Origin of the sequence: Enterococcus sp. BWR-S5, assembly GCF_016745255.1 — a bacterium.
Classification (GTDB): Bacteria; Bacillota; Bacilli; order Lactobacillales; family Enterococcaceae; genus Enterococcus_L.
On record NZ_JADOEQ010000010.1, the window covers coordinates 136,417 to 160,305 of the forward strand.

A 23,889-nucleotide genomic window follows, 5' to 3' on the forward strand; every position below is an offset into this window, starting at 1 on the left:
ATAAAATGTATCACAATTGTGTTGACACAATATGTGTTACACTATATAATTCGTTTTAAATCTAATGTGTTACACTATAAAGGAGGATGTTTATGACATTTGTTTATGAGTTTTCAGAAGGAACCAAGGAACAAACCGCATTATTAGGAGGCAAGGGTGCCAATTTAGCTGAAATGACCAGCCTCGGCTTGCCTGTGCCAAACGGATTTACAATAACAACAGAGGCGTGTGTTGACTATCTTGCAGGTAATGGGCAGCTTCAGCCAGATTTAAAGAACGAAGTCCGGCATCATATCATCAGCTTAGAAAAAAAATCTGGAAAAGGATTCGGCAGTAAAGAGAAGCCGTTGCTAGTTTCCGTTCGCAGCGGATCAAAGTTTTCGATGCCGGGGATGATGGATACGATTTTAAATCTAGGATTAAATGATGAAACTGTTGAAGCGTTGGCAAGTAAAACAGCAAATGGTCGTTTTGCCTATGATTGTTACCGCAGGCTGCTGCAAATGTTTGGAGATGTGGTTTGCGGAATAGATAAGAATCGCTTTGAGGATCAACTGACCTTTTACAAAAAGAAAAAGAATTATCAAGAGGATACGGAAATGACGATGGAGGATTGGCAATATCTTGTTGGTATCTATAAAGGGGTCTATCAAGAGGTCCTTCATCGCGCGTTTCCTCAAGATCCTATGGACCAGCTTTTTCAAGCGATAGAGGCCGTTTTTCGTTCTTGGAATAACAAACGGGCAATAACATACCGTCGCCTACATCAAATTCCTGATAATTTAGGAACAGCTGTAAATATTCAGGAGATGGTTTTTGGTAATTCTGGTTTTGAAAGCGGAACCGGGGTGGCATTTACGAGAAACCCGGCAACAGGAGAAAAGGGGATTTTTGGAGAGTTCCTTCTCAATGCACAGGGTGAGGATGTTGTTGCGGGTATTCGAACACCACAACCGATTCATAAGCTGCAGCAAAGTATGCCTACTGTATATGCTGAATTTGAAAGAATCAGTGAGCGTTTGGAAGGCCATTATAAGGATATGCAGGATATTGAATTTACGATTGAAGACCAAAAGCTGTATATTCTTCAGACGAGGAATGGCAAAAGAACAGCGAAGGCTACCTTCAAAATATGTATTGATATGGTAGAAGAAGGGATAGTATCTAAAGCAGAAGCGTTACAACGAATTACCCCATTAATGGTGACGCAGCTGCTGCATCCTGTTTTTGATCCGGATGATTTGAAGCTGGCAACTCCAATTGCCAGAGGCTTGCCCGCCAGTCCGGGAGCGGCTAGCGGCAATGTCTACTTTACAGCAGAAAGCGCCAAAGCTGCAACATTAAGGGGAGAGAAAGTCATTCTCGTACGTCAGGAGACGTCTCCGGAAGACATTGAGGGAATGGTAGTCAGTGAAGCAATCATTACCTCAAGAGGAGGGATGACCTCTCATGCTGCTGTTGTGGCACGTGGAATGGGTGTCTGTTGTGTTGCCGGTTGCGAGGAACTGGTTGTTGATGAATTTATGGAGCAAATTACCTGTAAGGAACAGGTCTTTAAGGTAGGAGATACGCTCTCAGTCGATGGAACAACAGGACTGATTTATCAAGGGATGATTACCAAAAAGCAAGGAAATGAACAGCAGCTGCTGCAAAAAATTCTTAGCTGGGCAAAGGAGATCAATCAGCTGAAGGTCTTCGCGAATGCAGAAACACCGGAAGATATACGAACTGCTTTGAACTTAGGCGCTGAAGGAATCGGACTTGCTCGGACAGAGCATATGTTTTTCGGTGAGGAACGAATCAGCGAGATGCGAAAGATGATTTTAGCAAAAGATACCAGGGGCTTGAAGGAGCCGCTAGATAAATTGAAGGAGTATCAGAAACAAGATTTTAAAGAGATTTTCCAGTTGATGGAAGGGCGTCCATGTACCGTTCGACTTTTAGACCCGCCGCTCCATGAATTTCTTCCAAGAACAGGAAAGGAGATTGAAGAGCTGGCTGCGGCATCAGGAAGAACGCCTGCTCAGATTCGTAAGCGCATGAATGAGTTGGAGGAGCAAAATCCGATGCTTGGACATCGTGGCTGTCGTCTTGCAATTACGATTCCCGAAATATACGATATGCAGGTAAAAGCGATTGTTGAAACAGCACTGCTTGTGAATCGAGAAAATGATTTCCAGACGGTTCCTGAGATTATGATTCCGCTCATCAGTACTAGGGAGGAAATGGATGTGTTGAGGGCTCGTTTGGAAAATGTAATACAGTCTGTTTTAGCAGGAGAATCGCTTGAGTATAAAATAGGTACAATGCTGGAAACACCAAGAGCTTGTCTTCTAGCTGAGGAAATTGCTGCGCATTCAGATTTCTTCAGCTTTGGGACAAATGATTTAACACAGCTCACATTCGGTTTTTCTCGAGATGATTCCGGTAAATTTTTAGGAGAATATGTTGATAAGAAGCTATTGAAGGATGATCCATTCCAGCACATAGATGAAGCCGGGGTTGGTAAGCTGATTGATATCGCTGTAATGAATATAAAGAAGGCCTCAAAGCAGGCAAAGATTGGTGTTTGTGGGGAAGTAGGCGGTGATCCGCAGTCCATCCGCTTTTTGAGAAAACTGCCGATTGATTATGTTTCTTGTTCTCCCTACAGAATTCCGGCAGCGCTTCTGACAATTGCTCAGGAAACAAGTGCAGAGAAATAATCAGTTATCTAGCAGTTTTATTGCTTGAAAATTTCTAGTTACATTCACCAGTTTACTTAAGGCAAAATGAAAAAACAGATAGGAAGTTTATCATTTTTATGTTATTATCATTGATAACGAAAATGAAGAAGGTGAAAAAATGTCGTTATTATTTGGTACAGCAGCTTTCAATGAAGAAGACCATTTAGTTATTGGTGGTTGTGATACAACAAAGCTTGCTGAAAAGTATGGAACACCACTGTTTATTTATGATGTCGCACATATTCGGGAAAAAGCCAGAGGATTCAAGCGAACACTTGATGAGCTGGGGGTCAAGAATAAAGTGGTGTATGCCAGTAAAGCATTTGGGTGTCTGGCAATGTATAAACTGCTAGAGGAAGAAAACTTAGGCTGTGATGTCGTTTCCGGTGGGGAGCTTTACACAGCTTTGAAAGGCGGCATGTCGCCTGAAAATATTGAGTTTCATGGGAATAACAAATTGAAATCAGAGCTTGAGTTAGCAGTCGACAGTCATGTAGGGACGATTGTTGTTGATAACTTTTATGAACTGGAGCTTTTGAAAGAGCTGACCAGCGCTAAAAATGTTGAACAAGCTGTGATGCTTCGTGTGACTCCGGGAGTTAATGCGGAAACGCACGACTATATTTTGACGGGACAGGTTGATTCAAAATTTGGCTTTGACGTAAATAGTGGTCAGGCAACAAAAGCAATGGATATCGTGATGGCGACAAAAGGATTGACACTGCAAGGAATACACTGCCACATTGGTTCTCAGATTTTTGCTCCTGAAGGTTTTTTAGTTGCCGTGGAGCGGATGATGAGTATCCTGAAGGAATGGAAAGAAGATAAGGGTTATATTGCACCTGTTTTAAATATGGGTGGCGGATTCGGTATCAAGTATACGGAAGAAGATACGCCTCTTGAGCCGGAAAAATTTGTTCAGGCGATTGTGGAAGCTGTAAAAGGACAATGCTCATTGATGGATTATCCTTTGCCTGAGCTATGGATAGAGCCTGGCCGCAGTATAGTGGCAGAAGCTGGAACAACGCTTTACACAGTTGGTGCTCAGAAGATTATTCCTGACGTTCGACATTATGTGTCAGTGGATGGAGGAATGGGAGATAATATTCGTCCGGCCTTGTATGGTGCTGAATACACTGGGATGTTGGCTAACCGTATCAGTGAAGAGAACAAGAGTCACGTAGCTGTTGTCGGAAAATACTGTGAGTCCGGAGACATTCTGATTAAGGATATTGAGCTACCTGAAATGGTTTCAGGCGACTTGTTTGCAATGGTTAGTACAGGTGCTTACGGCTATTCTATGGCAAGCAACTATAATCGAAATCCTAAGGCAGCAGTTGTTTTTGTCGAAGACGGCAAAGATAGACTGGTCATTCGCAGAGAGACCTATGAAGACTTAGTTTCATTGGATTGTGAATGAAATTTTTATAAAAGCTGAATAATAAAATAAAGAAATTATAAAGCAACTTGGTTATATCAGGCTCACTCGGTGAGACGATATAGTCATGTTGCTTTTTTTTACTACAACAGAAAGGGATATAAATTTTTTATAACTGTGAATTCAGCAAGAGCAAGGATTAAAGAGTAAGGCAATTAGGAGTTGTGTTGTTTTGTTGTTCGGAAGCTAAACACTCGTTCAGCTTTTCTACTTGTCTAGCTTCACGAGTCAGCTCACTTTCAGCTTTTCTTATTAGAAATTTTTGTAAAGAGAGAAAATATAGTTGGAAAAGCTGTGAAACTCTGTTATTATTTTAGTAAAGTTTTAGTAAAAACAATAACTTTAAAAGTAAGGGTGTGACAATAAAAATGAGTACAACAAAAAGACTAGAAGAGGAAATCAAGCAAGAGGCAAAAAAATATCTTCAGCAATCAGAGATAGCTCCGCTTCCCGTTTCAGGCTATGAGGAATACTTAAAGTCAGGCAATCGACTGAAATTTGAGCAGGCTTATTTCAACCGTCGCCGTCAACTGACTGTTGTTGCGTTAGCTGTTTATTTAGGCGAACAGTCTGAGGAGCTGCAATGCTTTTTGGAGCAAATTATTTGGGAAGTATGCAATGAGTATACTTGGGCTTTACCCGCTCATCTATCGGTGGAAAATAACCTTTTTAGTGAGAATTCACCATTTTGTATTGATCTTTTCGCCGCTGAAACCGGACAAACGCTGGCAGAAATTATGACGCTGATGGGCTCCAGCCTTTCGCCGCTGTTGAAGCAAAGAATACAAGGGGAAATTGAACGAAGAATATTTCAGCCGTTTGAAAAATATTCTTGGGGTTGGGAAAAGAAGGAGAATAATTGGAGTGCTGTAATTGCGGGCTGCATAGGAATGACAGCGTTATCTTTGCTTCCGCCGAAAAGCGCTCGTTTACAGCAAATTGTGAAGCGTCTGGAAACTGCGATGGCTAGTTATTTATCCGGGTTCGGGGAAGATGGTGCCTGTGTTGAAGGGGTGGGCTATTGGGGATATGGTTTTGGTTATTTTATCTATTATGCAGAACAACTAGCCAAAGTTCTAGGAGATGAACATTATTTAAAGATTCCTAAAGTGAAAGCGGTTGCTGCTTTTCCTTACCGTGTATTGATTGACAATCAGAAGTATGTTCCATTTTCAGATTATTCTCAGCCGGAATTGCCAAGTGGGCTAATAAGCTTTTGCGGAGACTATTTTGGGGTTCCTATACCATCTGTCTCAGAAGCAAACCAGTTAGATTTTGATCATTGCTATCGCTTTGCGCCGCTTCTCCGAAATCTTCTTTGGACAAAGGCAGCTGATTCGACAGAAAATTCTGAGTTTTATCACTATTTTGAAGATGCACAATGGGCGATTGTTAAAAGTGAGCAGCCGCAGTTCTTTTTTGCAGCAAAGGGCGGCTCAAATGAAGAGAGCCATAACCATTTAGATATCGGTCATTTCATATTCGGCAATCAGAAAACGTTATTTTTAACAGATATTGGAGCCGGAGAATATACCCGCGACTATTTTGTAGAAGCAAAGCGTTATCGCTATTTTCCGACCTCTGCTGCCAGTCACCATCTTCCGATTATTAATGGTCAGACACAACAGCCCGGTGCTGTCGCTGCGCAACATGTAAATTTTGACCACTTGACTGCTTCTTCGGAACTGACAATGGAGCTGCAGGAAACCTATACTGAAAATAAAGAATTGACACTGTTTAAGCGCTCGTTCAAAGTCAATGCGTGCAAAAAATCTATCGAGCTGAAGGACAGCTTCAATTTTCAAACATCAACAAATGAGATTGTTGAAAATTTTGTAACGATGATTCCACCTGTGATAAGTGGTTCACAGATTTTGTTGCAGAGCGAAAATCAAGGTTGTGTGATTGATGTGGGAACAACAGCTGTTTCAGTAGTGGAAAAATGCTATCAAGACCATCATGGAAGCAGTCAAAAGGCTTATCAAATTCAAGCACGATACAAAGTAGCGCTGGAAGCGGAGATTATCATTACGATTCAGTTAGAGGAATAAAGAGGAATTGTTGAAGTTATTATTGAATCACATTACCTATGTCATGACAGTAGTGGAGGGGAATTTTTCTGACTGCTGCTAAAAGAAAGGGAGGAAAAGAATGCATACATTTGAGAGTCAAGAGGAGTTCTTTTATGATGGTCAGCCGTACAAAATAATTTCGGGGGCCATCCATTATTTTCGTGTGGTTCCGGAATATTGGCGGGATCGTTTGGAAAAGCTGAAGGCCTTGGGCTGTAATACAGTAGAAACCTATGTCCCATGGAATCTGCATGAACCCCAAGAAGGACAGTTTTGCTTTGACGGACAAATTAACCTTCGGAAATTCATTCAATTAGCGGCAGAGCTTGAGCTAAAGGTAATTTTAAGACCGGCACCCTACATTTGTGCAGAGTGGGAATTTGGTGGACTGCCATATTGGCTAATGAATGATGCAGCAATTAAGCTTCGCTTTAACAACCCTGAGTTTATGAAAAAAATTGAGGAGTATTATGAGCATTTGCTTCCGGAAATACTGGATCTGCAAATAACTCAGGGTGGACCAATCATTTTAGTTCAGGTTGAGAATGAATATGGCGGGTATGGGAATGATAAAGACTATTTAGAGAAGCTGGTGGAGATACTGAGTCATAAAGGGATTGATGTACCATTGGTTACTTCGGATGGACCTTGGGGAGATATGTTGGAAAGCGGATCGATTCCTGAACTGGCACTGCCTACAATCAATTGCGGCTCAAAAGTCGATGAGCACCTGAAACGACTACAGCAGTTTCACGGAAGAAAGCGTCCTTTGATGGTTATGGAATTTTGGATTGGCTGGTTCGATGCGTGGGGCGATAAGGTCCATCATGTGACCGATGAGGATGCCGCAGCACAGGAGCTAGATGCTATTCTTTCTCAAGGCTCAGTTAATATATACATGTTTCACGGTGGAACAAATTTTGGGTTTACTAACGGAGCAAACTATTATGAACGACTTGCCCCGGATGTGACCAGCTACGACTATGATGCTTTATTGACGGAATGGGGAGATATTACAGAGAAATACCGTAAATTTCAACAGGTTATTGCCCGTTATACAGAGCTTCCAACTGTTGAATTTTCAACTAGGATAAAAAAGAAGGCATATGGAGAGGTAGTTGCAACATCGAAAACCTCGTTGTTTGTGAATCTTGATCGGCTATCGACTAGAGTAGTGAACAGCTATCCTATAGCAATGGAGAAATTGAAGCAGGCATTTGGTTATGTCTATTATCGAAGTCCTATCGGAAAAGCACGAAAAATCGATGATTTTCGTTTGATTGGGTGCATGGATCGAGCTCAGCTGTTTCTAAATGGCGCTCACTTGGCTACACAGTACGATCAGGAGATTGGTGAAAAGTTGACATTTGATTTATCGGCTGATGAGAATGAGTTGGGTATCTTGGTTGAAAATATGGGACGTGTTAATTATTCTGTAAAAATGGCACACCAGCAAAAAGGAATTTCAGAGGGGGTCATTATTAACGGAGCTTTCCAAAGTCAATGGGATATGTATTCCCTACCTATGGAGGATTTAAGCGAGCTGGATTTTACTTTAGAATGGCAGTCGGGGCAGCCATCCTTCTATCAGTTTATTTTCTCAGTATCAGAATGCGGCGATACCTTTATTGACATGACAGGGTGGGGGAAAGGCTTTGTGGTTGTGAATGGGAACAATATTGGCCGCTTTTGGGAACGAGGACCGCAAAAACGTTTGTATATCCCAGCGCCATTTTTGACTGTTGGAGAAAATGAGTTGATTGTTTTCGAATCGGAAGGTGTAGCAAAAGAAACAATCCTATTAACAGATACTCCGGATTTGGGTGGAAGTAACGCGGAGAATAGCAGGCTGAATTAGGCATTTGAATCGATGAATAAAAATAGAAATCCCCTTGTCGTTGGATGAACAATGACAGGGGGATAATTTGGATTATTTTCTCGGAGCAGCTGTTGACTCTCGAACAATCAATTCGGTACTTAAGAAAATTCTGCGGGATATCCCAGGATTTTCCAATCGTTCATGGAGTGTCATCACACCTGTTTCACCCATTTCTTCAGTAAAGGCGTGAACGCTTGAAAGCGGGGGAGAGACATAACGAGAAATTGACAAGTCGTTAATCCCCATGACGCTGATCTCTTCCGGAACTTTAATGTTGTGGGCTGTCAGAGTATGAATCACACCTATTGCAAATGCATCGTTGGCTGCTAAAATGGCAGTCGGCAAATCCTTCTTCCAGTCCTTTAGCGCTTGCTCAGTCATTTTTTCACCTGTGTTGACATCTAATCGACTGTTTTCTTTCAAAATAAAATAATCTTCTCTGAAAAAGCGACGACTAGTCATAATATCTAAATACATATTTGTCGTCGGTGTTTTATAGCGGCGATAGCCATGTAAATTCTGGCTTTCTTCTGCACCGATGAACGCAATTTTTTCATGACCCAAATCAAATAAATGGTTCAAAGCCAGCTCTGTCGCCTGACCAAAATCAGTATTAACAGAATCGTAATCTTCCAGCGGGAAATTGCTTCCGATTACACAAAGGTTTGGATGAAGCAGCTGTAACTGCTGCAGAGTCTCCTGTGTAAATTTCCCAATCGCCAATAATCCGTCGACTGCTTTAATCGACTGATCGTCAATTTGTGAAAGCTTCAGAATATCATAGCCTAACTCAGCAGCGCGTTTTTCCACTCCAAAGCGAATCGACATGTAATAAATATCCTCAAGCTCTTCGTCATCTGTCCGCCATTGAATGATACCAATAGAGCGTTCATTCTTTTTCTCGGCAGCTTGCAGCTCCGCATTTTCGCTATTCCGCTTTTTATTTTTTGCTTTGTATTTTGTATAATTCAGATTTTCTGCCGTTTCAAAAATCTTTCGTTTTGTTTCTTCTGTTACTGAAAGGGTAGTGTCGTAATTCAATACACGAGAAACAGTAGAAATCGAAACATTCGCTGCTTGAGCAATATCTGTAATTGTTGCCATAGTCATACCTCCTTATGAAATCATTTTATCTATACCCTTAGTATATTTCTTTTTAGTAAAAAAAATCAAGTCTTAAAAAAAGTTTTTACTAAAAAAGCTTGATTATTTTTCTAAAAAATAGTAAAATTTTCCTAAAGAAAGCGTTTTACCGGAAGAGAGGGGGATTTATGAAGAGAAAAAAATGGTTATCACTATCGCTGCTACTCCTCCTGCTGATGACTTGCGGATGCTCTGCCAATAAAGAGGAGGAAGCAAACAAGCAAGATACATTTAGTGAAGAGGTGATTGAAAATATAAAGGAAAAAGCAGAACATTTCTCTGATCAAGAGTTTCAGGAAGGAGAGGTTCCTCTAAATAGCTTTGTTCAAATTAGTGGAACAATTTTGAAAAGTGATAGCGGAAAAAATCAAGTGAAAAAAGGTGATCGTTTTATTCTAATAAACGAAGGCAGCCAGTACCAAGTATTCAATGAGCAGGATGGTACTTTTGAAATTGGTGAAAATATCACAGTTTATGGTGAGTATTACGGGTTTTTAAAAGGAATTTTGATTGAAAAGGATGGTAGCGGCATATGATAAACAATCGAATCAAAGCAAATGCATTTGAAACAAAGGAAGAAGTAAATCAAGGGTTTCTTGATTTGTTGGCACCTGTCGTTCCTTTTTTCGAGAAAAGCAATCCAGGGCACTTAGCACTTGGGAGTCATGGAACTGTTTATTCAAAAGAAAGACGCGAGGTAGAAGCCTTTCTCCGACCGCTTTGGGGATTAGGTCCTTATCTTACTGAGCAAGAAACACCGATTCTTGACACCTATTTGGAGGGAATTAAGGCTGGAACCAATCCGGAAAATTCTGCTTATTGGGGGAAAGTAACAAACTTTGATCAGCTGATTGTTGAGATGGCTTCCTTAAGTACCTTTCTTCTTTTGAATAAGGAGCAGACGTGGGATACGTTGAATGAACGTGAGCAGCAAAATCTTTATCACTGGCTCATACAGGCAAACGACCATACGATTCCAAGAAACAACTGGCACTTCTTTCGAATACTAGTTAATGTCGCGATGAAAAAGTGCGGAATGCCATACGCTCAGAATATAATTGACCAAGATTTAGCAGTCGTTGACTCGTTCTACGTCGGCAAAGGCTGGTATTATGACGGAGTTGAAACGCAGATTGATTACTATATTTCTTTTGCCATTCATTATTATAGTCTGCTTTATTGCAAATTTATGGGGGAAGACGATCCAAAACGCGTGAATACAATGAAAGAGCGGGCAATGAGTTTTGCTCAAAGCTTTAAGTATTGGTTTGATAGTACCGGAGAAGCGATTCCTTTTGGTCGCAGCTTAACCTATCGCTTTGCTCAAGTATCCTTTTTCAGCGCGCTGGTATTTGCGGATGTAGAGGCATTGCCTTGGGGAGAAATCAAAGGCTTAATCAGTCGGCACATGCAGTCATGGATGAACCACGACATCTTTACAACAGATGGGTTGCTCTCGGTAGGCTATCACTATCAGAACCTGACCTTTGCCGAAGGGTATAATGCACCAGGCTCACCATACTGGTCGTTTAAAACATTTATTTTGTTGGCTGTCCCTAAAGAGCATCCTTATTGGAAGACAGAGGCTTTACCGCTGCAGATTGAAACGAATCCATTGAGTCTTCCGGAAAGCCGTAATTTTTATCAGTATAACGAAGACCGAACGCATTTACAGATTTTTCCTGCCGGCCAGTTTCTGCATTTTCAAAATCATGCCGCAGCTAAATACAGTAAATTTGTGTATTCTTCTCATTTTGGGTTTAGCGTCCCAAAAAGTAACTATCTTTATTATGAAGGCGCATTTGATAACTGTTTGGCATTGGCTGAGAATGAGTGTTATTTCCGAAGCAAGGATCAGGATGTTGCTTATGACATTCAGGATGATCGTATCATTCATCATTGGCAGCCATGGGAAGATGTCACAATTAAAAGTACGATTATTCCTTTAGAAAACTGTCATGTTCGAATTCATGAGATAGACAGCAATCGAACACTGGATATTTATGAAGGCGGATTCAGCATGCCGCTTGAGGAGTTGGCTTCTCCGAAAATTACTGGTCTGGAAGCTGTATATGAGACTGAAAAAGGACACTCTAGTGTACTAGGTATCATTGGTTTCGAGCAAGCGGATGTTGTACGAACAGAGCCAAACACGAACTTATTTTATCCAGTCACCATGCTGCCGCACCTAAAGAGTCATCTGAAAGCAGGCCATCATTTATTGGTTTCTGTCGTCAGTGGTCGGTTAGTTGATGAAGTGCTGGAGCAGCCGGTTATTAGTATAGAAGAGAAAAAGATTATCATCACACAGGCTGAAAAACAAACAATTGCTGTGTTGGAAAATTAGGAGGAAATTATGGAAACTGCGTCACTTAAAGACAGCCTTTATTGGTTGCCGAAGGAAATTGATTATGTACTGCGAAAAATTCGAGAGAACCAACAAACCTTTGATGTGTTGGTTCCACCTGCAGCGAGTGAAAATCAATACTACAAACCAGAAGGAAATACCGATTGGACAGCCAGCTTTTGGGTAGGCATGTGTTTTTTAGGAAAAGAGCTGACAGGCTCGGCTGATTTTGACACGACAATCGAAAACCAACTGCAATCATTCAAAAATAGGTTAGAGCAGGAGATAGAGCTGGAAACACATGACATCGGCTTTCTCTACATTCTTTCAGCAATTGCAGATTATCGTGTAAATCACAATGAAGAGTCTAAAGAACTGGCCGTTAAGGCAGCGGATCTTTTAATGGAGCGCTACTCTCCAAAAGCAAAAATTATTCAAGCATGGGGCAACCTGAATGATCCGAATGAACGCGGACGGATGATTATAGATTGTTTGATGAATCTGCCGCTGCTGTATTTCGCTTCAGAGGTAACAGGAGAAGAACGTTATAAAGAAGCAGCTTATGCTCACGCATTGCAAACACAGAAATATATTGTGCGATCAAATTACACCACCTATCATACCTACTTTTTTGATACAGATACCGGTGAAGCCTTGAGTGGAAAAACAGCCCAAGGGTATTCTGACAACTCCTGCTGGGCTCGTGGTCAAGCATGGGGAATTTACGGATTTACATTGAGCTATCTCTATACAGGTGATGTCTCTTTTCTGGAAACGGCGAAGCATCTGGCGGATTATTTTATCAAGGAACTACCACAGGATAAGGTTTGCTACTGGGATTTAGTCTTTAATGATGGTAGCGGGGAAGAACGTGACAGCTCGGCAGCTTCAATTGCTGTTTGCGGACTTTTGGAGCTGTCAAAACAATTGCCGCTTTCTGATGAAAAGCATGACTATTACCAGGAAATTGCAGTAGAAATTATGGCAGCTTTGGCAAAGGATTACACAACAAAAAGCAATCTGAAGTCTAACGGTTTGCTGCTTCATGGTGTCTATGATAAGAATTCAGACAAAGGCGTGGATGAATGTATGATTTGGGGCGACTACTATTATGTGGAAGCTCTCACCAGACTGGCAATCAGCTGGTACAGTTATTGGTAAAAAAAGTTAAGGTGCGTTTCTGTTCAATGGTTATCTTAACTTTAGAAAAAAATATTGGAGGTCTCAAAATGAAATTATGGAAAAAAAGTCTTACTGCGGTTGCGTTATTAGGTTTAGCTGCTGGATTAACAGCATGCGGAGGCGGTTCAGATACAAAGGACAGCAAGGATTCAGGCACAGCTGATGGCGATGTTGAGCTGACTGTTACAACCTGGAATTATGATACGACACCTGAATTCGAAAAACTATTCCGAGCATTTGAAGAAGCAAACCCGGGAATCAAAGTAACGCCGGTAGATATTGCTTCAGATGATTATGACACGAAGCTTACGACGATGTTGTCTTCCGGTGACACGACCGATATTTTAACGATGAAGAACCTGTTGTCTTATTCCAATTATGCTTTACGCGATCAGTTAGTGGATTTGACGGATCATATCAAAGAAATTGATACTGACCCCGCTGCTGCAAGTTATGAAATGTACGATGTAAGTGGAAAAACCTATGCTCAACCATATCGGACAGACTTCTGGGTATTATACTACAATAAAAAAATGTTTGATGATGCAGGGATTGACTATCCTGATAATTTGACATGGGAAGAGTATGAAGAGATTGCGGAAAAGCTTTCTAAACCTGATGAACAGGTTTACGGTGCATATCAACATACATGGCGTTCAACAATTCAAGCCATTGCAGCTGCTCAAAATGACGGCAATCTGCTTGACCCGGATTATGCTTACATGGCTGATTATTATGACCGCGCATTGCGTATGCAGGATGCAAAAGCACAGATGGATTTTGGTACCGCAAAATCAACAAAAGTAACCTATCAATCACAATTTGAAAACTCTAAAACAGCAATGATGTATATGGGTACATGGTATATGGGAGCATTGTTAACGAACAAGGATGAAGGAAAGACTGATGTCGAGTGGGGCATTGCTCAGATTCCACAGAAAAAAACAGGAGAAGCAATCGATACTTTTGGCTCGCCAACCGCATTTGCTGTAAACAAGAATTCTAAACATCAGGAAGCTGCACAGAAGTTTTTGGATTTCTGCTCAGGAGAAGATGGAGCTAAAGTGTTAGCCGAAGTAGGTGTGGTGCCTTCTTATAAAACTGATGCAATTGATGAGCTGTATTTCTCACGCGAAGGCATGCCTTCTGATGAAGTGTCAAAAACTGCTTTTAATCCGGAAAATGTAGCAATTGAGTTTCCTGTAGATAAAAATGGTCCTGCCATCGACAAAATTCTTCAGGAAGAGCACGATTTGATCTTAGTAAATGATGAAACACCAAAAGAAGGAATCAAAAACATGGAGAAACGAGTAAAAGCAGAAACTGAGTAAGAGTACAGTGGTTCTACTGATAAATGACTGATATTCTCAATGATTATCAGTCATTTATCAAGTAAATCATTGTCGCTACAAGAAAGGGGGACAGCTGTCAGATAGCTTTAACAATAGGCTGTCAGACAGATATTTCTATGGAAATAACATCTAAAACGAAAGCAGCCGGTCGGCTAAAGCGAAAGAACACGTTGATCGCCTGGTCATTCATTGCACCAAACTTTATTGGCTTTTTCCTATTTACGTTGATACCTGTTATATTTTCTCTTATTCTTGCATTTATGAGTTGGGATTCATTTTCAGCACCAGAATTTGTCGGCTTGAAGAATTTCACAAAAATGCTTGGTGATGACACCTTTTGGATTTCACTGAAAAATACATTTCTATATACTATCGGTGTTGTACCATTAACGTTAATCGCTTCTCTTGGTTTAGCTATTTTGCTGAATCAAAAGATTCGAGGAATGAAAATCTTTAGAACTGCTTTTTTCTTTCCTTACGTAACGTCGCTTGTGGCCATTGCAGTTGTCTGGAATATGCTGTTCCACCCAACGATGGGACCAATCAATCAGTTTTTGCGTCATTTCATCGAAAATCCTCCCGGCTGGACTTCAAGTTCGGATTGGGCACTAACCGCAATTGTAATTGTTAGTGTTTGGCGTGGGATGGGCTACTATATGATTTTATATCTTGCAGGATTACAGAGTATTCCAAAAGAGTTATATGAAGCAGCTTCAATGGATGGTGCGAATAAATGGAAACAGTTTATGAATGTAACATTACCATCACTGAGATCAACGACCTTCTTTGTGACAATCATGCTGGTTATTAACTGTTTCAAGATTTTCGATTTGGTTCAGGTAATGACCGCCGGAGGACCGGGCAGGGCAACTAATGTTTTGGTCTACAACATTTATAATGAAGCGTTTGTGAAGTTTAATTTCGGTTATGCCTCAGCAATCGCTATGGTTCTGTTTGTCATCGTATTACTAATCACAGTTGTCCAATTCAAATGGAATCAACTAAGAGAACGTTAAAAGGAGGCGTGAGCTATGGAGGCAACGGCTATAAAAACAAAAGAAAAGAAAAAGACGAAAGAACGGCTCAGCTTGGGAAGGTTTTTATTGATAGGTCTGCTAATTGTGCTGGCTCTAATCACCTTAGTTCCATTTATTTGGATGCTGTCCGCTTCCTTCAAAACCAATAACGAAGTATTTACTATTCCGATTCAATGGGTTCCTAAAGAATGGCATCCTGAAAATTACTCTGTCATCTGGGAGCGTATCCCCTTAGTGACATTTTTCAAAAACACCGCTTTTTTAAGTATTATTATTACCTTAATTCAACTATTAACTTCCAGCTTTGCAGCTTATGGATTTTCAAAAATGAATTTTCGGGGACGCGATACACTTTTCCTCGCTTACATCGCAACAATTGCTGTCCCTTGGCAATCCTATATGATTCCTCAATTTATCATGATGCGGCAGTTTGGTTTGACAGACACATTGTGGTCTTTGGTTCTGCTTCAAGCATTTAGTGCATTTGGTGTTTTTTTATTAAAGCAATACTACAGCAGTATTCCTGATGAATTATGCGAAAGTGCCCGAATTGATGGCTTGACTGAGTGGGGTATTTATCGAAAAATTATTTTGCCTTTAACAAAGCCTGCCTTGGCCAGTCTGACGATTATTACCTTTGTGAATACTTGGAATGACTACATGGGACCGTTTATTTATCTATCTTCCACAGAAAATAAAACCATTCAGTTAGGCTTGAAGATGTTTGTCGGACTTTTTGATGCAGAATATGCGCTCATTATGGCGGCTTCAGTTGTTTCGATTCTTCCGGTTGCACTTGTATTCTTAACCATGCAGAAATATTTCGTTGAGGGAATTGCAACCTCAGGAATGAAAGGATAAAAGAAAGAGGGGAGAACTATGCTTCGAAAACAAACCTTTGAGACAAATATCTACATGAAGCTGTTTCGTTGGGCGTATATCTTTTTGATGAGCAGTCTTTGTGTCACCTTGACAGTTACTCCTTTTTTTCTAGCTGTTGTTTCTTTAGCGATTGACAGTCAAAATATTCTGCCATTTGCATTTAGTTTACTGTTCTTTGGACCTGCAGTAGGTGCTGCATTGTCAGTAGCTGATGGATTCAAGCAAGAGTATGATGTTGCACCGGTTCGCCAATTTTTTTCAGCATATCGTCGTTTGGGCTGGCGTCATCTGTTGTTCTGGCTGCCGGGGTGGTTGGGTAGTATTGTGGCATCAGTAGATATTTTCTTTTTCGCTAAAGTAACGAATGGGCAATGGATGATTCCATTTTTCATACTAATTGCTGTTTCCGGGATTGGATTAAGTATCAATTGCTGGTATTTTCAGATGAAAAACCCTAAAGCGTCAATTAAGGATATCTTTCGAATTTCTATTTATTACGTATTCAGAAAATGGTATATCAGCTTGCTGAATGTGTTGGTGTTCCTCTTAATTCCTTTATTAATGCTATTGAAGCCGCAATTTGGCTTTATTATTACACCATCCGTATTTATCGGACTGATTTATTTGAATGCCAGTAGACTTCATAAAAGTACTCAAACTGATGTTTCTAAAAGCTGATACAGCTTGAGTGTGGAACCTGTATTCTTTTTACGCGAAAGAATATGGACTAATATTTCAAACAAACGACTAAAAAATGCCTTCGCTTTTACAGCGATGGCATTTTTTTTAGCTAACATACATGTATATATCAAGCCTTAGATAAGTGAAAAACAGAGGGATTAGACTGTAGAAGACCTTGATTTTTTACAATCTATCGCCAAAATTTAGTGAATTCAGCTTTGTCGCTGATATTAAAATCAATCATTTTCTTTAGCAGCTCATAGTCAATATCTTGCGTCCATTTTACCCTAATAATATTTTCCGTATGATCGTAGTTTGCTTGCTCAATTTCTTTTTCGAAATGTTTCATCGTTTTTACTTCCGGAGAAACGGAGAAATGTTTTTTCGAGATACTGAATCCAATGATGTAAGTTCCGTGATGGGTAAACATCGGTTGATTCCATTTGATAATTGGGACTAACTCTGGGTATTGACCGATGACCCAAGATAGAAGTTCGCTCATTGTTTCTCTCTGCTTTGAATCACTGATAGTAGCAAGATAATCTTCAAAATTTTTCATAGAATAGTCCCCTTTTTTTATAGGATTATAGCACAGTCGGAGAAAAATAGAACAGGTATTGATTTCAACTGTGATCATGACAAAGTTTTTTACGCTACAGTAATAACCAGCTATTTTTCGAAGATGACTTCTTTTGTATAGTGTTCTTCTCCGATACTAAAGTGAAAAACTCCTTTTATTCTACCAGAATCAAATGGCACATTTTCTTCATGCTTGGTGGTTTCACCGGGAAGAAGGTTAAAGGTCATGGAAATCATTCCCTTACTACCACCGGTATCAGCAACCCAAGAATCACCTTCCTGCTTAAAAAACTCAGTTTCAGAAACAATAATCGTGACCAGCTCTTTTGTATCGTTGGTCATCATAAAGAGCTGTTGTTGTCGGTTATAGTCAATAGTAACATTAGGGTCTTGCTGAGTAGTGGAACTGCTTACTGTTGATGAAGCAGAAGGTTCGTCCGATTCTGTAGCCGCAGGCGATGCACAGCCTGATAATAACAATAGAAATGACAAACTAATCATAATTCGTTTCATTGGAGACTCCTTTTAAAAACATGTTTAGTTTATCCTATCATGGATTTAGTAGTTAGAGAATAGGTGAATGGAAAAAGAAGTAAGCGTGTTCTTGAAATAAGTGCTGTATGTTATAATTTAATCAAATAAAAAGGAGGCGTGGGGAATGGATTCGGATGTACTTGTTTTAATAGCAGTTGCTTCAATGACAACAGTATTTGGTATTCAGTTGATACGTGGAAAGTGGCTGATGCTGATTGCCGGGTATAACACGATGGGTGCAGAGAAACGAAAGGCAGTTAATGGGAAAGCACTAGGTAAGGCTGTTGGTATTTATCTGCTTTATGCATCGGTGCTTTGCATCTTGCCTATTTGGTTTCCAGCCGTTAATCATTGGTTTGGTGGACTGATTCTTTTGCCGACCCTTTTCTTATTGGTGTATGTAAATGTCTCTCCGAGATTTAAGAATAAGTAAAAAATGATAACGTATCTTTTGGAATAGTTTGTTCAAGTGATAGAAAGAGGAGTGGAAGTATGGGGAATCAAGTGATCGTTCAACCGATACATGAATGGATGGACGTAGAAGGACTAACAAATTATTATACTTTCTCGACAGTAATATGGGGAAAGGAAACGCCGTTTTCAGTATCTTTAGAAAAGCCATTGAAAGATTTGACTATCCATGAAAAGTATCTATTGGTAAAGATTGCTACAAAAGAAATTGGTTGGCTGGAACAGAACAAGGAGCGCATGGTAGCAGCTCTTGTTGATGATGGTATCTTAGAGTTAGCCGAGGATTGGGTCAGCGGCGCTCAAGAGGTAGAAGGAAAAGAAAACTGTTTTGAGGTTGAGGATGGACAGCAAGTGCAGCTGCCAATTAGTCAAAAGGATTTTGAGGATAGTGTGTATCTCAATAGCTTGGGGTTAACTTTTGAGCAAGACTTGCTTGATGGCTTTTCGATGGCAATCTACATTCAGTGCAGTCCGGATTATTTTGCCTACCATTCAATTGAAGTGTACTATGAATCGGATCATCAAATTAAAGTGAATGGACTTGCGGGGTAATTTTCAACTCATTTTCACTGGGTTCATATAAGAAAATCCTAAGTCTTATTGATTGCACTGCCTATCACTGGTATTCTCTTTCTTCAGGTTATAAAATGGATATAAGATAGAAACTGGAGGGATAAGTTATGAATAAACGAAACAAAATCGATAAGATCCAACTTTTAAAGGCAGTAATAACAATCGTATCCGGGATTTTATTATTGAAAGCTGTGTTTAAAAAGCGAGCGTAATTATTTAACAACACCATAGGTAAAGGAAGCAGCAGATTTTTCCGAAGGAAATCTGCTGTTTTTTAGATGTTGCCAAAATAGATGAAGTGAAATGCATGGATTGAGTTTTGTATTGAATAGTATAGTAGAAAAATTTTTTATACATCCAGCAGAAAAATTTGCTGTTTTTTGATATACTATAAAAGCGAGCTTATACTTACACAATGTTCTTTGTTTGTTATTCATTGTTTGTAATAACAAGGTGTAAGTCTGAGTACAATATAATTAGAGTGCAACAAAGGAGTATGGGTGGATGAATAAAATTGTAAATTTAGTGCTGGCAGGGGTTACAGGTGTCATTGTAGGTGTCGGCGGAACTTATTTAGTAATGACGAGCTTTGCCAGAGGGGAACAGCTGCCAAAAACAGGCGTAACCAGTAACAGCTATAAGGAATTGAAGCTTGATGATACAATGAGCTCAGGCAAACCTGTAGAAGCGACATTTAAAGCGGGAGATTTTGGCGAGGACAGGGGCGCGGGTACGTTTGATTTGAGTAATGAATCAGGAACGACTGCAAATGGTGTTGTTCCGGTTGTATATGCAATTGGAAGTACGATTACTCAATTAAAATTAGATGTTACTGACTTTAACGGTGCGCTTTTGACATTTGTTTACTTAGATGGAAAAGAGATTGCGACGAATCAATGGGGAAATTCATCAGCTACGATTGATTTAACCGATGGAAATGGCGGATTAGCAGAAGGGATTCATACGATTCAGCTTGTCCAATATACAGAGAATAATCCAGAACTTAATCCTGTACTAGTAAAATCTCAGCTTTACGAAGTGAAATAGAAGAGTGATTTTGTAAATAATAATGAAGAAAACCAGCAGTAACTGTCCGATTTTCGGTAGTTGCTGCTGGTTTTTATAATAAATATTAGCAGTCAGACAAGCGGGATATAGGGTCTTCCTGAGATTTCCAACTTGTTCTTGGTACTGATTCGCATGAAACAAGCTCCGATTACTCGCTTAGACAAAAAAAGAACTGCAGATAGTTTCTACAGTTCTTGCTTTTTTAGTGATATTAACGAATGCCTAAAGCAATTCGTGCGTAACGAGACATTTTATCGGTTGTCCAAGCAGGATACCAAACAAGTTTTACGTCTACGTTTTTTACCTCTGGAATATCGGCAACTGCTTGATGGATTTGTTCTGTCAGAATATCCGCCAGTGGGCAGCCCATGGTTGTTAAAGTCATCTTGATGACCGTATCGCCGGTTTCTTCAAATTCTATCTCATAAATCAAGCCTAAATTTACAATATCAATACCTAATTCAGGGTCAATTACTGTCTCAAGAGCTGTTAAAATCTCTTCTTTGATCCCTTCAATTTCTTCAGCAGACCATTTTTGTTCTTCGCTCATTGTCTTCTCGACTCCTTTATCCTTAGCTAACGTTTATGATACCTTCTTTTTGGCATTTTGTAAATGAGAATATCTTTCAATCACAAATTAGTGAAAAGCAGAAAAAGTAAGTAACAACAAGCTTTTTCTGCAAAAATAATATTTTTATTAAGAATTAGTATAGAAAATGGTTGACAAATTATTAAGAAATTTGTAAACTAATTGATGTTAACACATTGTAAATAAGTTTTCATGTGACTAGATAATACTAGGCATGGAAGAATTTCGTATAAGTATGGATCGTTCATACTAGATATGGGATTGTTCTATGCTTTTTTTGCGTCTTCGATCGAGATGAAAACGAAGCAAACACTTCTGCAGAAGAGGAATGTTTATGAAAATTAAAAAAGTGCTAAACCAAAACGCAGTTCTTGTCTTTGACGAAGGACAGGAAAAAGTTGCTGTCGGTAAGGGTGTCGGTTTCAACAAAAAGAAGAATGATTTGCTGCACGCACAGCAAGTAGAGCGGATTTTTGTGATGGAGCCGGAAGGATTGAAAAAGCTTCAAGTTCTATTATCCCAAATTGATGAAAAATATTTTTATGCAACAGAGGAAATCATTAAGTATGCTGAGAACTCTCTTGGCGAAAAATTGAATGCCCATATCAATGTCGGCTTAAGTGATCATATCGCTTTTGCTGCTGAGAATATTCAGAACAATATCATTGTCCGTAATAAGCTGTTAAATGAAATCGAGATTCTTTACAGTGAAGAATTTGCGATTGCACAGTGGGCAGTGGATTATCTGACTCAAACATTGGGGCTGCCATTCAGCTATGATGAAGCCGGATACATTGCGATTCACATCCATAGTGCCAGAGGTGGTCGAACAGATAACAGCAAGAGTATTCGCGAAGTAACTATTGTTTCTGAAATTATACGATTGATTGAAAAAGAATTGGATATCGATGTTTACTCTGAACAAATGAGTCTAAGCTATTCTCGCTTAGCCAACCATTTACGTTTGTTCATCCATCGCTTTGAGCAAAATCATTATGCGGTATTGGATGATGATATCCTTGATGTTGTTCGGAAAAAATATGCTGAAAGCTACGAAATCGCTAAAAAAATTCAGGTGCTGCTAATGAAAAATTTTCATTATCAAGTGCCGAGTGAAGAGCTGGGCTATCTGGCGATTCATATTGAGCGGTTACGTATGATTAAAAACAAGTAGAGAAGGAGTTATGTATCATGAAAGAATACATGCAAAGAATGGGTCGCTCATTAATGCTTCCAGTCGCAGTGCTTCCTGCTGCAGCGATCCTAATGGGGATTGCTAACTGGGTCGGTAATGGAGATCCAAATGTCAATGTGTTTACTATTTTTATGTTTAATGCGGGAGATGCGATTCTTGGGCATCTGGCATTGTTGTTTGCTGTCGGTTTGGCTTTAGGGATGTCTAAGGATAAAGACGGTTCAGCTGCGTTAGCCGGACTGGTTGCTTATCTAATTCCTGAAAAATTATTAGCACCTGCTTCTGTTCAAATGATTCAAGGTTTGGACGATGTAAGTGAAGTGGCTGCAGCATTCTCAAAGATTCAGAATAATGTTCTGATTGGGATTATTGCTGGTTTAGTCGCTGCTGCAATGTATAACCGTTTCTCTAATGTGAAGCTGCCAATGGCATTGTCATTCTTTAGTGGGAAACGTTTGGTTCCAATTATGGCTGCCGCTTCAATGGTTGTCATCTCAGCCGGTCTTTACTTTATCTGGCCGGTAATCTTTGATGGACTTGTAGCATTTGGTGAAGCAATTTCAGGTCTAGGATTTATTGGTGCGGGTCTTTACGGCTTCTTCAACCGTCTATTGATTCCTACTGGATTGCACCATGCATTAAACTCCGTATTCTGGTTTGATGTTGCCGGAATTAATGATATCGGGAACTTCCTTGGTGGTCAAAAAGCCATCGAAGAAGGCTTGGCAATCGTTGGTAAAACAGGAATGTATCAAGCTGGTTTCTTCCCGGTAATGATGTTCGGTTTGCCAGCCGGAGCTTTAGCGATTTATCAAAGTGCTCGTCCTGAAAAGAAAAAAGCAACTGCTTCATTGATGATGGCTGCGGCATTCGCTTCATTCTTTACAGGGGTAACTGAACCATTGGAATTCTCATTTATGTTTGTTGCTTGGCCATTGTATGTATTACATGCTGTGTTTACAGGTCTGTCATTAGCTGTTGCAGCATTCTTCCAATGGACTGCCGGATTTGCATTTAGTGCCGGCTTCGTGGATTACTTCTTAAGCTTGAAAAACCCAGTGGCGAACAGCCCGCTTATGTTAGTAGTTGAAGGTGTTTTCTTAGCTGCTGTTTACTATTTCGGCTTCCGTTTTGCAATCAAGAAATTTAACTTGATGACACCGGGACGTGAAGAAGGTGACGGAGAAGAAACATTGGATGTTGCTGATAGCGACAATAAATTTGCTTCTTTGGCTCGCAGAATCTATGAAGGTTTGGGCGCACAAGGAAATGTTACATCAATTGATAACTGTACAACACGTTTACGATTGACAGTGAAGGATACTGGTACTGTAGATCAAAGCAAGATTAAAGCGACAGGAGTTCCTGGCGTGAAGGTAATTGATGATAAGAACATTCAAGTAATTGTAGGTACAGAAGTACAGTTTGTTGCAGATGAAATGACGAAGCTGCATAATTCAGGTGGTATCACAGGTGCACCAACAGGTGAAGCTGCAAAAAAGCCTGAATTACAGCCGGAAGCACCTGCACCAACAGCTGCTGGCGGTACAAATGATCTTTATGCTGTAGCTGATGGAAAAGTTGTTCCAATCAGTGAAGTAAGTGATGATGTTTTCTCAGCGAAAATGATGGGTGATGGGTATGCAGTACTTCCAACGAATGGTGAAGTATTCACACCTGTTGCTGGTAAGATTACAAATATCTTTCCAACAAAACATGCCATGGGTATCTTAACTGATTCCGGTATTGAAGTCTTGTTGCACATGGGCTTGGATACAGTAGAATTGAAGGGCGAACCATTTACTCTTCATATTACTGAAGGGCAAACAGTGGCTGCGGGAGATAAGATTGCAACTATCGATTTATCTGCTTTGGAAAAAGCTGGAAAAAAATCTGATTTAATTGTTGTCTTTACAAATCAAGATATTGTTTCTTCTTACGATTTAACAAAATCAGGTCAAGCTGTAAAAGCCAATGAAGTTGTTGGTCAAACAGTTGTAAAATAAGAAACGAAACAGGAAAGCTCGAGTAATCGGCTTTCCTGTTTTTTTCTGTTATTTTTGCAAATTAAGTAGCGATTACCAAAGGGATGATAGAAAGTACTGAGAGATTTTGCTAAAATGAAAGATATTGATGAATGA

20 protein-coding genes are annotated in these 23,889 nt (G+C 39.9%); 16 read left to right on the forward strand and 4 right to left on the reverse strand.

The annotated features are described in order from the left end of the window. Positions 1-92 precede the first annotated feature (92 nt). From ppdK to IW510_RS12730, 4 genes are all read left to right on the forward strand, one after another. Positions 93-2,705, forward strand: coding sequence for a pyruvate, phosphate dikinase (gene ppdK / locus IW510_RS12715; protein WP_202060218.1), 2,613 nt, complete (start codon positions 93-95; stop codon positions 2,703-2,705). Between the two features lie 139 nt (positions 2,706-2,844). Then, the gene (gene lysA, locus IW510_RS12720; protein ID WP_202060220.1) at positions 2,845-4,146 is read left to right on the forward strand and encodes a diaminopimelate decarboxylase; all 1,302 of its coding nucleotides are present in this window, start codon (positions 2,845-2,847) and stop codon (positions 4,144-4,146) included. Between the two features lie 386 nt (positions 4,147-4,532). After that, positions 4,533-6,215 (forward strand): heparinase II/III family protein, encoded by a 1,683-nt coding sequence (locus tag IW510_RS12725; protein ID WP_202060222.1) that lies wholly within the window; start codon positions 4,533-4,535, stop codon positions 6,213-6,215. 100 nt (positions 6,216-6,315) lie between these two features. After that, a complete protein-coding gene (locus IW510_RS12730) occupies positions 6,316-8,094 on the forward strand; it encodes a glycoside hydrolase family 35 protein (RefSeq protein ID WP_202060224.1) in 1,779 nt (592 codons plus the stop codon). 72 nt (positions 8,095-8,166) lie between these two features. On the opposite strand, the gene IW510_RS12735 is transcribed toward IW510_RS12730, so the two are convergent. Continuing rightward, entirely contained in the window at positions 8,167-9,219 is a 1,053-nt protein-coding gene (locus IW510_RS12735; protein WP_202060226.1) for a LacI family DNA-binding transcriptional regulator, read from the reverse strand. Positions 9,220-9,386: 167 nt separating this feature from the next. On the opposite strand from IW510_RS12735, the gene IW510_RS12740 reads away from it, so the two are divergent. The 7 genes from IW510_RS12740 to IW510_RS12770 all read left to right on the forward strand — a co-directional run bounded on the left by IW510_RS12740 (position 9,387) and on the right by IW510_RS12770 (position 16,736). After that, entirely contained in the window at positions 9,387-9,794 is a 408-nt protein-coding gene (locus IW510_RS12740; RefSeq protein ID WP_202060228.1) for a hypothetical protein, read from the forward strand. Continuing rightward, the gene (locus tag IW510_RS12745) at positions 9,791-11,605 is read left to right on the forward strand and encodes a DUF2264 domain-containing protein (RefSeq protein WP_202060230.1); all 1,815 of its coding nucleotides are present in this window, start codon (positions 9,791-9,793) and stop codon (positions 11,603-11,605) included. The genes IW510_RS12740 and IW510_RS12745 overlap by 4 nt, the downstream gene beginning before the upstream one ends. A 9-nt stretch (positions 11,606-11,614) precedes the next feature. Further along, complete coding sequence (locus IW510_RS12750; protein WP_202060232.1) at positions 11,615-12,766, forward strand: glycoside hydrolase family 88 protein; 1,152 nt, start codon at positions 11,615-11,617, stop codon at positions 12,764-12,766. A gap of 68 nt (positions 12,767-12,834) precedes the next feature. After that, positions 12,835-14,118 carry an ABC transporter substrate-binding protein gene (locus IW510_RS12755; protein WP_202060234.1) on the forward strand — a complete coding sequence of 428 codons (1,284 nt, stop codon included), beginning with the start codon at positions 12,835-12,837 and terminating at the stop codon, positions 14,116-14,118. 137 nt (positions 14,119-14,255) lie between these two features. Continuing rightward, positions 14,256-15,155, forward strand: a complete 900-nt coding sequence (locus IW510_RS12760; RefSeq protein WP_202060236.1) for a carbohydrate ABC transporter permease — start codon at positions 14,256-14,258, stop codon at positions 15,153-15,155. Between the two features lie 15 nt (positions 15,156-15,170). Continuing rightward, positions 15,171-16,037, forward strand: a complete 867-nt coding sequence (locus IW510_RS12765; protein WP_202060238.1) for a carbohydrate ABC transporter permease — start codon at positions 15,171-15,173, stop codon at positions 16,035-16,037. Between the two features lie 18 nt (positions 16,038-16,055). Continuing rightward, the gene (locus tag IW510_RS12770; RefSeq protein WP_202060240.1) at positions 16,056-16,736 is read left to right on the forward strand and encodes a DUF624 domain-containing protein; all 681 of its coding nucleotides are present in this window, start codon (positions 16,056-16,058) and stop codon (positions 16,734-16,736) included. 193 nt (positions 16,737-16,929) lie between these two features. Here the strand turns inward: IW510_RS12770 and IW510_RS12775 are convergent, their stop codons facing one another. Beyond that, complete coding sequence (locus IW510_RS12775) at positions 16,930-17,298, reverse strand: iron chaperone (RefSeq protein ID WP_202060242.1); 369 nt, start codon at positions 17,296-17,298, stop codon at positions 16,930-16,932. Positions 17,299-17,408: 110 nt separating this feature from the next. Then, positions 17,409-17,831, reverse strand: a complete 423-nt coding sequence (locus IW510_RS12780; protein WP_202060244.1) for a hypothetical protein — start codon at positions 17,829-17,831, stop codon at positions 17,409-17,411. A gap of 145 nt (positions 17,832-17,976) precedes the next feature. On the opposite strand from IW510_RS12780, the gene IW510_RS12785 reads away from it, so the two are divergent. The 3 genes from IW510_RS12785 (at position 17,977) to IW510_RS12795 (ending at position 19,943) form a co-directional block, all read left to right on the forward strand. Next, positions 17,977-18,285, forward strand: a complete 309-nt coding sequence (locus IW510_RS12785; protein ID WP_202060246.1) for a DUF3784 domain-containing protein — start codon at positions 17,977-17,979, stop codon at positions 18,283-18,285. Between the two features lie 59 nt (positions 18,286-18,344). After that, entirely contained in the window at positions 18,345-18,875 is a 531-nt protein-coding gene (locus tag IW510_RS12790; RefSeq protein WP_202060248.1) for a DUF2262 domain-containing protein, read from the forward strand. 525 nt (positions 18,876-19,400) lie between these two features. Further along, positions 19,401-19,943, forward strand: a complete 543-nt coding sequence (locus tag IW510_RS12795) for a hypothetical protein (protein ID WP_202060250.1) — start codon at positions 19,401-19,403, stop codon at positions 19,941-19,943. Between the two features lie 232 nt (positions 19,944-20,175). Here IW510_RS12795 and IW510_RS12800 read toward each other — a convergent pair whose 3' ends face one another. Then, a complete protein-coding gene (locus IW510_RS12800; protein WP_202060252.1) occupies positions 20,176-20,514 on the reverse strand; it encodes a metal-sulfur cluster assembly factor in 339 nt (112 codons plus the stop codon). Between the two features lie 373 nt (positions 20,515-20,887). On the opposite strand from IW510_RS12800, the gene IW510_RS12805 reads away from it, so the two are divergent. Together IW510_RS12805 and nagE are read left to right on the forward strand one after the other, a co-directional pair. Continuing rightward, entirely contained in the window at positions 20,888-21,727 is an 840-nt protein-coding gene (locus IW510_RS12805; RefSeq protein WP_202060253.1) for a PRD domain-containing protein, read from the forward strand. A 17-nt stretch (positions 21,728-21,744) separates the two neighbouring features. Beyond that, a complete protein-coding gene (gene nagE, locus IW510_RS12810; RefSeq protein ID WP_202060255.1) occupies positions 21,745-23,754 on the forward strand; it encodes an N-acetylglucosamine-specific PTS transporter subunit IIBC in 2,010 nt (669 codons plus the stop codon). Positions 23,755-23,889: the final 135 nt, after the last annotated feature.

Excerpts from the sequence above, each read along its gene's own strand:
- IW510_RS12735 (WP_202060226.1), bottom strand. The coding sequence starts at position 9,219 with ATGGCAACAATTACAGATATTGCTCAAGCAGCGAATGTTTCGATTTCT.
- lysA (WP_202060220.1), top strand. The coding sequence starts at position 2,845 with ATGTCGTTATTATTTGGTACAGCAGCTTTCAATGAAGAAGACCATTTA.
- IW510_RS12795 (WP_202060250.1), top strand. The coding sequence starts at position 19,401 with ATGAATAAAATTGTAAATTTAGTGCTGGCAGGGGTTACAGGTGTCATT.
- IW510_RS12775 (WP_202060242.1), bottom strand. The coding sequence starts at position 17,298 with ATGAAAAATTTTGAAGATTATCTTGCTACTATCAGTGATTCAAAGCAG.
- IW510_RS12780 (WP_202060244.1), bottom strand. The coding sequence starts at position 17,831 with ATGAAACGAATTATGATTAGTTTGTCATTTCTATTGTTATTATCAGGC.
- IW510_RS12800 (WP_202060252.1), bottom strand. The coding sequence starts at position 20,514 with ATGAGCGAAGAACAAAAATGGTCTGCTGAAGAAATTGAAGGGATCAAA.
- IW510_RS12790 (WP_202060248.1), top strand. The coding sequence starts at position 18,345 with ATGGGGAATCAAGTGATCGTTCAACCGATACATGAATGGATGGACGTA.
- IW510_RS12805 (WP_202060253.1), top strand. The coding sequence starts at position 20,888 with ATGAAAATTAAAAAAGTGCTAAACCAAAACGCAGTTCTTGTCTTTGAC.
- IW510_RS12755 (WP_202060234.1), top strand. The coding sequence starts at position 12,835 with ATGAAATTATGGAAAAAAAGTCTTACTGCGGTTGCGTTATTAGGTTTA.
- IW510_RS12770 (WP_202060240.1), top strand. The coding sequence starts at position 16,056 with ATGCTTCGAAAACAAACCTTTGAGACAAATATCTACATGAAGCTGTTT.
- IW510_RS12785 (WP_202060246.1), top strand. The coding sequence starts at position 17,977 with ATGGATTCGGATGTACTTGTTTTAATAGCAGTTGCTTCAATGACAACA.
- ppdK (WP_202060218.1), top strand. The coding sequence starts at position 93 with ATGACATTTGTTTATGAGTTTTCAGAAGGAACCAAGGAACAAACCGCA.
- IW510_RS12750 (WP_202060232.1), top strand. The coding sequence starts at position 11,615 with ATGGAAACTGCGTCACTTAAAGACAGCCTTTATTGGTTGCCGAAGGAA.
- IW510_RS12725 (WP_202060222.1), top strand. The coding sequence starts at position 4,533 with ATGAGTACAACAAAAAGACTAGAAGAGGAAATCAAGCAAGAGGCAAAA.
- IW510_RS12760 (WP_202060236.1), top strand. The coding sequence starts at position 14,256 with ATGGAAATAACATCTAAAACGAAAGCAGCCGGTCGGCTAAAGCGAAAG.
- IW510_RS12730 (WP_202060224.1), top strand. The coding sequence starts at position 6,316 with ATGCATACATTTGAGAGTCAAGAGGAGTTCTTTTATGATGGTCAGCCG.
- nagE (WP_202060255.1), top strand. The coding sequence starts at position 21,745 with ATGAAAGAATACATGCAAAGAATGGGTCGCTCATTAATGCTTCCAGTC.
- IW510_RS12745 (WP_202060230.1), top strand. The coding sequence starts at position 9,791 with ATGATAAACAATCGAATCAAAGCAAATGCATTTGAAACAAAGGAAGAA.
- IW510_RS12740 (WP_202060228.1), top strand. The coding sequence starts at position 9,387 with ATGAAGAGAAAAAAATGGTTATCACTATCGCTGCTACTCCTCCTGCTG.
- IW510_RS12765 (WP_202060238.1), top strand. The coding sequence starts at position 15,171 with ATGGAGGCAACGGCTATAAAAACAAAAGAAAAGAAAAAGACGAAAGAA.